Below are 7,520 nucleotides of genomic sequence, written 5' to 3'. Positions count from 1 at the left end.
CCGTGGTCAACGTGGGCGATGATAGCGACGTTACGAAGGTTCATTTCGGGCTCGGGCGGACTGTGTTCGGCCACGGAAGTCCGGGCCGCTGCAAGATGCGGAAAGCGGGAAGGAAGCGGCGCCTCTTACAGCCCTATCGTCCGAAAGGCCAGCGGGGCGGTGAGATTGTGCCTCAGGCCGGCAGAATCAGCACGATCGTGACCAGGGCCAGGGCGCCGATCAGCAGAGCCGACAGGGCGGCGACGGCCGCCACGCGCGGTCCGGCGCGGACCACGGCGCGCGGGTCGACCATCAGGCCCAGGGCCGCCATGGCGATCAGGGTCATCGACGTCACGCCGGCCTGCAACGGCGGCAGGACGACCTCTGGGATCAGGCCCGCCGAGCGCAGCCCCATCAGGATCAGGAAGACGAGGATGAACCAGGGGGCCATGTGGTGCAGCTTGGGACGGGCGCTCTCCACCTTGCCCGACCGCATCAGGCCCAGCACCAGGCAGACCGGACCCAGCATGAGGACGCGGACCAACTTGACGATCGCGCCGGTCTGAACCGCCAGCATACCGGCGGGAGCGGCGGCGGCCAGGACCTGGGGCACGGCATAGACCGTCAGGCCGGCCAGAACGCCGACGCGCGTGGCGTCAAAGCCCATCAAGGCGCCGACGACGGGGACCAGCAGGACCACGAGGATGCCGAGCACGGCGGTGAAGCCGATGGCGGCGGCCACGTCCTGCCCTTCCGCCTCGATGACGGGGGCGACGGCGGCGATGGCCGAGTTGCCGCAGATGGCGTTGCCGCAGGCGACCAGCAGGGCCATGGCGGGCGGCAGGCCGAAGGCGCGACCGAGCGCATAGCCGCCGACGATGGCTAGGGCGACCACCCCGACGATGGCCAGCAGCATGACGGGGCCGAGCGCCATGACGGCGGCGCCGGACACGGTCGCGCCCAGCAGGGCCACGGCCACCTCCAGCAGAGTCTTGGCGCTGAAGGCGATGCCTGGCGCCCAGAGGCTGGACGGTGTCCAGATCAGACGCAAGGCGGCGCCCATCAGGATGGCCAGGACCAGGCTCTCGATCCAGGGGTGGCCGAACAGCGAGGTTTCGATCAGTTGCAGGCCGTAGGCGACCGCGCCGATCCCTGCGCTCAGCAGCACGCCGGGCAGCAGGCGGGCAAGCGCCTGCGGCGGGCCGGTCAGCCCAGCGTGATCGGGAGCGGAATGATGGGCGGTCGCCATGCCGACATCTTCTGCTCCGTCATCTGATCGATCCAACGGATAGTTCTGGATTTAACGATCGAGAAAAGCGATTAGTTGGTCATGACGCTGGAACAGCTCCGCATCTTCGTCGCCGTGGCCGAGCGTCTGCATATGACGCGGGCGGCTGAGGCCCTGAACCTGACCCAGTCGGCGGTCAGCGCGGCGGTGGCGGCGCTGGAGACCCGGCACGGGACCCAGTTGTTCGACCGGGTTGGGCGGGGACTGGCCCTGAACGCGGCGGGCGCCGCCTTCCTGCCCGAGGCGCGCGCCGTCCTGGCCCAGGCCGAGGCGGCGGAACAGGCGCTGGATGATCTGGCGGGGCTGAGGCGCGGTTCGGTGCGGCTGTTCGCCAGCCAGACCATAGCGGCCTACTGGCTGCCGCCGCGCATGGCGGCCTTTGCGCGGGCCCACCCGGAGATCCAGCTGCATCTGTCGATCGGCAACACCCACCGGGTGGTCGAGGCGGTGCTGACGGGCGAGGCGGAATTGGGCCTGATCGAGGGGGCGTTCGAGGCTTCCAGGGTCGAGAAGGTGCGGATCGACGCGGACCGGCTGGCGGTGGTGGCGGCGCCGGGGCATCCGCTGGCGGGGCGGGACGCGCCTCTGTCGGCGACGGCGCTGAAGGCGCTGGACTGGGCGCTGCGCGAGGAGGGGTCGGGCACCCGCAGCGAGTTCGAGGCGGCCTTGCCGCGCGGCGTCGCGGCGAGCTTGCGGGCCGTTCTGACCCTGCCGTCGAACGAGGCCATCCTGTCTGCGGTGGCGGCGGGCGGGCTGGTCACGGCGATTTCGGAACTGGCCGCCCAGCCCCTGATCGAGGCGGGGCGGCTGGTTCGTCTGCCGCTCGATCTGCCCGAGCGGCCGTTTCATCTGCTGCGCCACCGCGAGCGGCGGGCCAGCCGGGCTGCGGAGGCTTTCGCCTCCGCGCTGTAGGGGTTTTTAGACCTTGGCCGAGCGGCTGCGGATCCACGAGTAGAGGGCGAAGGTCAGGACGGCGAAGGCGGCCAGACCGGCCCACATGGCGGGCCACATCGTATCCTTGGGCAGGAGGGCGAAGGGCGCTTCGTTCTTGGTGCTGACGATGACGGCGGCGGTGAAGACGCCGAACAGGCTTTCGCCGACGATCAGGCCCGAGGCGAGCAGGACGCCCATGCGACGGCCGACCTCATTGAAGCGGGTCGTGGCGATCCACTTCTCATAGGCCCAGCCGCAGACGGCGCCGACGACCAGCATGGTGGTGACGGCGGCCGGCAGATAGACGCCGATGCCGGCGGCCAGCGGCGGCAGCTTGATCTTGTCCTTGGTCGCGCCGCGCAGGACGACGTCGAGGATGATGACGCCGACGCCGACCAGGGCGCCGATGCCGATCAGATCCCAGCGCAGCTCGCCGCTGATGACGCCCTTGGCCAGGGCCGAGATCAGGGTGGCTTGCGGCGCGGCCAGGGTCTGCGAGCCCTCGACGATCGCGGGCGGACCGCCTTCGAAGCCGAAGGCCTGGTTCATCATGTCCAGCACGAAGGGGATGACCAGGGCGCCGGCGACGACGCCGACCAGCAGGGCCGTCTGCTGACGCCAGGGCGTGGCCTCGACCAGCTGGCCGGTCTTGAGGTCCTGCAGGTTGTCGTTGGAGATGACGGCCACGGCGAAGACCACGGCGGTGACGATCAGGGCGAAGGCGATGATCGACGGATCGGCGGGCACGCCGGCCACGGCCATGACGCCCAGCATCAGCAGGGAAGCGATGATGATGGCCAGGATGCCGACGCCCGAGACCGGACTGTTGGACGAGCCGATCAGACCCGCCATGTAGCCGCAGATGGCGGCCACGGCGAAGCCGATGACCACGACATAGATGAGGCCGCCGACGACCAGCAGCGGGGTCGAACCGGCCAGGGCCGTGCCCTGGGCGAAGACAGCCAGCAGGACGGCGATGCCGGCCAGGGCGGCGACGGACAGCAGGCCGACGATCTTGATCGGAATGTCCTGTTCGGTGCGGTCCAGAACCTCGCCCTGGGCGCGTTTGGCCTGGGCGGCGATGGCCGAGGTCAGGCCGGCGACCAGGGGGGCGGCTAGCTTGGCCAGGGTCCACAGGGCGGCCACGCCGATGACCCCGGCGCCGATGAAGCGGACCTCCTTGGCCCAGACGGTCATGGCCATCTCCTCGGCCGGGGCGCCGGCGGGAAGGCTGGCGGCGATCGAGGGGATGCCGTGAGCTGCGGCCCAGGCCACGAATTCGGGCGAGGTCAGGATGGGCACGAAGATCAGCCAGGCCAGGATCAGGCCGAACAGCTGGGTCAGGCCGACGGCCAGACCGATCAGGTGCCCGGCGCCGAGAAGGGCGAACTGCATGGAGAAGCCGACGCCGGTGGCGCCGCCGCCGAGGGCGGCGGGCAGGCGCAGGAAGGCCGTGGTTTCGGCTGCGAAGACGCGGGCCGAGGCCAGGAAGGCGAAGAAGGCCGAGGCGATGGCGCTGCCGATCACCACGAACAGGCCCGAGCGGTTCTCGCGCACGGCCTCGGCGGATTCATCGGCGCCGGGCGAGCCGACCTTCAGGACCTCGGCGGCGGCGACGCCCTCAGGATAGGGCAGGCCGCCCTGGACCACCAGGGTGCGTCGCAGCGGAATGGAGAAGGTCACGCCCAGCACCCCGCCGAGCACGCAGATGGCCACCGACTCCCAGAAGGGGAAGTTCATCCACCAGCCGATCATGACCAGGCCGGGCAGGACGAAGATGATCGAGCTCATGGCGCCGCCGACCGAGGCGACGGTCTGCACCGTCATGTTCTCCCAGATGGTCGAGCCCTTGAAGGCGCGCAGCAGGGCCATCGAGATGACCGCCGCCGGAATGGCCGAGGCGAAGGTCAGGCCGACCTTCAGGCCCAGGTAGGTGTTGGCCGCCGTGAAGACCGCCGCCAGCAAGCAGCCCAGGATCAGGGCGCGGATGGTCAATTCGATGCGTTTGCCGGTTCCGGCGGGTCTGTCTGTCATGCGGGGTTCTTTCCGTTGTCGCGCCGGAGGTAAGCCGGAAAGCGCGGCCGTGACAACGGGTCGCAAGGATTGAAGCCGCCTCTTCTCTCGCGCCGCGTCAGGCTCTACCTCTTTCGGCATGCCTGAATTGCCCGAAGTCGAAACCGTGCGGCGTGGTCTGGAGCCGGTGCTGGAGGGGGCGAGGCTGACGATGGCGCGTCAGAACCGGCCGGATCTGCGTTTTCCCTTTCCCGAGCGGTTCGTCGAGCGGCTGGACGGGGCGACGGTGCTGCGGCTGGACCGCCGGGCCAAGTATCTGCTGTTCCCGTTGTCGACCGGCGAGACCTGGGTGACGCATCTGGGCATGACCGGGCGGTTCACCCTGGAGGGCGCGGCGCAGGGCGTGTTCGAGACGGCGGCGCCGGTGGTCGGCAAGCACGAGCACATGAGCCTGACGGCGGATCGCGGCGGGGTGCTGACGCGGCTGGGATACGCCGATGCGCGGCGGTTCGGCTTCATGGGCCTGATCCCGACCGAGGCGGTCGAGGGGCACGCCTGGTTCGCCGGCTTGGGGCCAGAGCCCCTGGGCAACAGCTTTTCCGCCGCCCATCTGGCCGAGGCCTTCGCGGGCAAGGCGCAGAACATCAAGGTCAGCCTGCTGGACCAGAGGAACGTGGCCGGGCTGGGCAATATCTATGTGTGCGAGGCGCTTTATCGGGCGCGCATCTCGCCCCTGACGCCGGCGGGCAAGGTCAGCCGGCCCCGGCTGGAGCGGCTGGCGACCGAGGTGAGGAACGTCCTGGCCGACGCCATCGCGGCGGGCGGCTCGACGCTGAAGGACTTCGCCAACGTCGAGGGAGGGCAGGGCTATTTCCAGCATCGCTTCGACGTCTATGGCCGCGAAGGCGAGCCGTGTCGGACGGAAGGCTGTTCCGGCGTGGTGGCGCGCGTGGTGCAGGGCGGCCGTTCGACCTTCTTCTGTCCGGTGTGTCAGAAGCGGTGAGGTGTCCGGTAGATCGGACGTGATGTAAAAAATAATAGACACAATGTCTGCGTAATGCGACATCACCTCTTCGCTTGGGATCAAGGAGGAGGCGGCAATGTCGTTCAGGGAAAAACTGTCGTGGGGCGTGCTGCTGACCACCTCGGCGTTGTGGAGCTTTTATTTCGTCCGGCTGGGGCTGAAAGCGGCGGACGGCCTGCTGACGCAGAACATGGTGGTGTGGACTCTGGCGGGATGTGGCGTCGTTGGCGCGGCGCTCCAGATTGGTCTGGCGATCCTGACGTCGGTCAAGACCTCGAAGGCGGAGCGCGCCGTGGTCGACGAGCACGAGCAGGGGATGGAGCTGAGGGCCAGCCAGGCGGCTTTTTTGACCATGGCCTTCGTCCTCGGCGGGCTGGCGACCTTCGCCTATTTCCAGGCGCTCCGGCATCCTGAGCTGCTGGGGGCCGAGGCGTTCGCGCCAGCCATGCTGTTGGCGGCCAACGGTGTCCTATTCGCCCTGGTCCTGGCCGAGATCGTGCGCCACGCCACCCTGATCACCCTGCTGCGCCGGGTCGGCTGAGCCGGCCATGAGAGGGAGCGCGTCATGACTTTTCGTGAGAAGCATCTGTGGATCAGCATCGTCTCCACGGTCCTGATCTGGGGCGTCTATTACTGGCGGTTCGGCGAGCGGGTGTTGGAGGGCGGGCTGCGCCAATCCTCCTTCGCCTGGGAGATGGGGGTGATGTTCGCCGGGGCGACGGCTGTGGTCGTGATCATCGAATTGGTGCTGACGCTGATCGCTCATCTGACCACGTCGAAGGCCGAGCGCGAGGCGCGCGATGAACGCGAGACCCTGGCGGCGCTCAAGGCCAGCCATGTGTCGCTGATGGCTCTGATCGGCCTGATCATCACCCTGAGCGGCGTCGCCTATTTCGCCGGACTGGCCGACGTGGTCGCGCCGGGCGGAGCCAAGGCCCTGACCACCAACGCCAACGCCATGGTGGTGATCGCCAATGTCCTGCTGTTGGCCATCATCCTGTCCGAGATGATCCGCTTCGTCTTCTCCGTGGTCCTGCTGCGGCGGGGGCGGTGATGGGCAAGGCGCCGCCCCCGATCAGGAACCGCATCCGCGAGCTGCGCTTTCATGCCGGGGAGATGACCCAGGCCGATCTGGCCGCGCGCATCGGCATGACGCGCCAGACCATCGTGGCCATGGAGCAGGGCAAGTACTCGCCCAGTCTGGAGGCGGCCTTCCGCATCGCCCAGGTCTTTGGCGTCGAGATCGGTGAGGTGTTCCAGTGGGAGGGCTGAGGCGCTAGACCTCCTCCCGAACAGATATAGTGAGGAGCGCCCAGATGGCCGACGCCTATTCCACCCTGCTGATCGAACGCCATGCCGAGGGCTATGCGGTCGTCACCCTGAACCGGCCCGAGGCGCTGAACGCGCTGAACACCACCCTGACCGGCGAGCTGGGCGACTTCCTGGAGAGCGTGGCCGACGACGACAGCGTGCGCTGCGTGGTGCTGACCGGCTCGGCCAAGGCCTTCGCCGCCGGCGCCGACATCAAGGAGATGGCGGATCAGGCCTATGCCGACATGTATCGCGGCAACTTCTTCGCCCGCGCCCATGACCGGGTGGCCAGCTTCCGCAAGCCGATCATCGCGGCGGTGTCGGGCTATGCGCTCGGCGGCGGCTGCGAGCTGGCCATGCTGTGCGACTTCATCATCGCCTCGGACACGGCCAAGTTCGGCCAGCCCGAGATCAACCTGGGCGTGGCGCCCGGGATCGGCGGATCGCAGCGCCTGACCCGCGCCGTGGGCAAGGCCAAGGCCATGGATATGTGCCTGACCGGGCGGATGATGGACGCGGCCGAGGCCGAGCGTTCCGGCCTGGTCTCGCGGGTGGTGGCGTCGGACGCCCTGCTGGACGAGGCCCGCGCCGCCGCCGCCAAGATCGCCGGCCAGTCCATCCTGGCCGTCATGGCCAACAAGGAACTGGTCAACGCCGCCTTCGAGACGACCCTGGCGCAAGGGGTGGTGTTCGAGCGCCGCCTGTTCCATTCCCTGTTCGCCTTCGACGATCAGAAGGAGGGGATGGCCGCCTTCGTCGATAAGCGCAAACCCGCCTTCACTGGGCGCTGAGGCCCGCCCAAACCCAGGCCCTGATTCAATTCCGGCCGGTTCGCGTTGACCGGCCGGAGCCTTTCCGCTATAGCCGCCCGCTCTTGAGATTTCCTCGCCGTGGACGTGGGTTCGCGGCGTTTTCGTTCGAAGGTTTTTACCCGATGGCCAACAATGCAGGCGCCCGCAAGGCGATCCGCAA

Annotated in this window: 8 protein-coding genes; 6 read left to right on the top strand and 2 right to left on the bottom strand. The window is 68.6% G+C overall.

Annotation, left to right across the window (positions count from 1 at the left end; genetic code table 11):
* Window positions 1-172 precede the first annotated feature (172 nt).
* Window positions 173-1,228 carry a YeiH family protein gene (locus VGE49_RS02605; protein WP_331033026.1) on the bottom strand — a complete coding sequence of 352 codons (1,056 nt, stop codon included), beginning with the start codon at window positions 1,226-1,228 and terminating at the stop codon, window positions 173-175.
* An 81-nt stretch (window positions 1,229-1,309) separates the two neighbouring features.
* On the opposite strand from VGE49_RS02605, the gene VGE49_RS02600 reads away from it, so the two are divergent.
* Window positions 1,310-2,179, top strand: a complete 870-nt coding sequence (locus VGE49_RS02600) for a LysR substrate-binding domain-containing protein (protein ID WP_331033027.1) — start codon at window positions 1,310-1,312, stop codon at window positions 2,177-2,179.
* A 6-nt stretch (window positions 2,180-2,185) separates the two neighbouring features.
* Here the strand turns inward: VGE49_RS02600 and VGE49_RS02595 are convergent, their stop codons facing one another.
* Window positions 2,186-4,234 carry an OPT family oligopeptide transporter gene (locus VGE49_RS02595; RefSeq protein WP_331033025.1) on the bottom strand — a complete coding sequence of 683 codons (2,049 nt, stop codon included), beginning with the start codon at window positions 4,232-4,234 and terminating at the stop codon, window positions 2,186-2,188.
* 118 nt (window positions 4,235-4,352) lie between these two features.
* Between VGE49_RS02595 and mutM the strand changes: the two genes are divergently transcribed.
* The 5 genes from mutM to VGE49_RS02570 all read left to right on the top strand — a co-directional run bounded on the left by mutM (window position 4,353) and on the right by VGE49_RS02570 (window position 7,339).
* Window positions 4,353-5,216 carry a bifunctional DNA-formamidopyrimidine glycosylase/DNA-(apurinic or apyrimidinic site) lyase gene (mutM, locus tag VGE49_RS02590; protein WP_331033024.1) on the top strand — a complete coding sequence of 288 codons (864 nt, stop codon included), beginning with the start codon at window positions 4,353-4,355 and terminating at the stop codon, window positions 5,214-5,216.
* Window positions 5,217-5,313: 97 nt separating this feature from the next.
* A complete protein-coding gene (locus VGE49_RS02585; protein WP_331033023.1) occupies window positions 5,314-5,778 on the top strand; it encodes a hypothetical protein in 465 nt (154 codons plus the stop codon).
* A 24-nt stretch (window positions 5,779-5,802) separates the two neighbouring features.
* Window positions 5,803-6,291 (top strand): hypothetical protein, encoded by a 489-nt coding sequence (locus tag VGE49_RS02580; protein ID WP_331033022.1) that lies wholly within the window; start codon window positions 5,803-5,805, stop codon window positions 6,289-6,291.
* Window positions 6,291-6,509, top strand: a complete 219-nt coding sequence (locus VGE49_RS02575; RefSeq protein ID WP_003166407.1) for a helix-turn-helix transcriptional regulator — start codon at window positions 6,291-6,293, stop codon at window positions 6,507-6,509. Before VGE49_RS02580 ends, VGE49_RS02575 begins: the two co-directional genes overlap by 1 nt.
* 44 nt (window positions 6,510-6,553) lie before the next feature.
* Window positions 6,554-7,339 carry an enoyl-CoA hydratase gene (locus VGE49_RS02570; RefSeq protein WP_331033021.1) on the top strand — a complete coding sequence of 262 codons (786 nt, stop codon included), beginning with the start codon at window positions 6,554-6,556 and terminating at the stop codon, window positions 7,337-7,339.
* The last annotated feature ends 181 nt before the right edge of the window (window positions 7,340-7,520 follow it).

The sequence above is a fragment of the Brevundimonas sp. genome (assembly GCF_036405315.1).
Taxonomy (GTDB): Bacteria; Pseudomonadota; Alphaproteobacteria; order Caulobacterales; family Caulobacteraceae; genus Brevundimonas.
This window is presented reverse-complemented; position numbering and strand designations above follow the sequence as displayed.

Coding starts and splice junctions, on each gene's coding strand:
- VGE49_RS02600 (WP_331033027.1), top strand. CDS start 1,310: ATGACGCTGGAACAGCTCCGCATCTTCGTCGCCGTGGCCGAGCGTCTG.
- VGE49_RS02570 (WP_331033021.1), top strand. CDS start 6,554: ATGGCCGACGCCTATTCCACCCTGCTGATCGAACGCCATGCCGAGGGC.
- VGE49_RS02585 (WP_331033023.1), top strand. CDS start 5,314: ATGTCGTTCAGGGAAAAACTGTCGTGGGGCGTGCTGCTGACCACCTCG.
- VGE49_RS02580 (WP_331033022.1), top strand. CDS start 5,803: ATGACTTTTCGTGAGAAGCATCTGTGGATCAGCATCGTCTCCACGGTC.
- mutM (WP_331033024.1), top strand. CDS start 4,353: ATGCCTGAATTGCCCGAAGTCGAAACCGTGCGGCGTGGTCTGGAGCCG.
- VGE49_RS02575 (WP_003166407.1), top strand. CDS start 6,291: ATGGGCAAGGCGCCGCCCCCGATCAGGAACCGCATCCGCGAGCTGCGC.
- VGE49_RS02595 (WP_331033025.1), bottom strand. CDS start 4,234: ATGACAGACAGACCCGCCGGAACCGGCAAACGCATCGAATTGACCATC.
- VGE49_RS02605 (WP_331033026.1), bottom strand. CDS start 1,228: ATGGCGACCGCCCATCATTCCGCTCCCGATCACGCTGGGCTGACCGGC.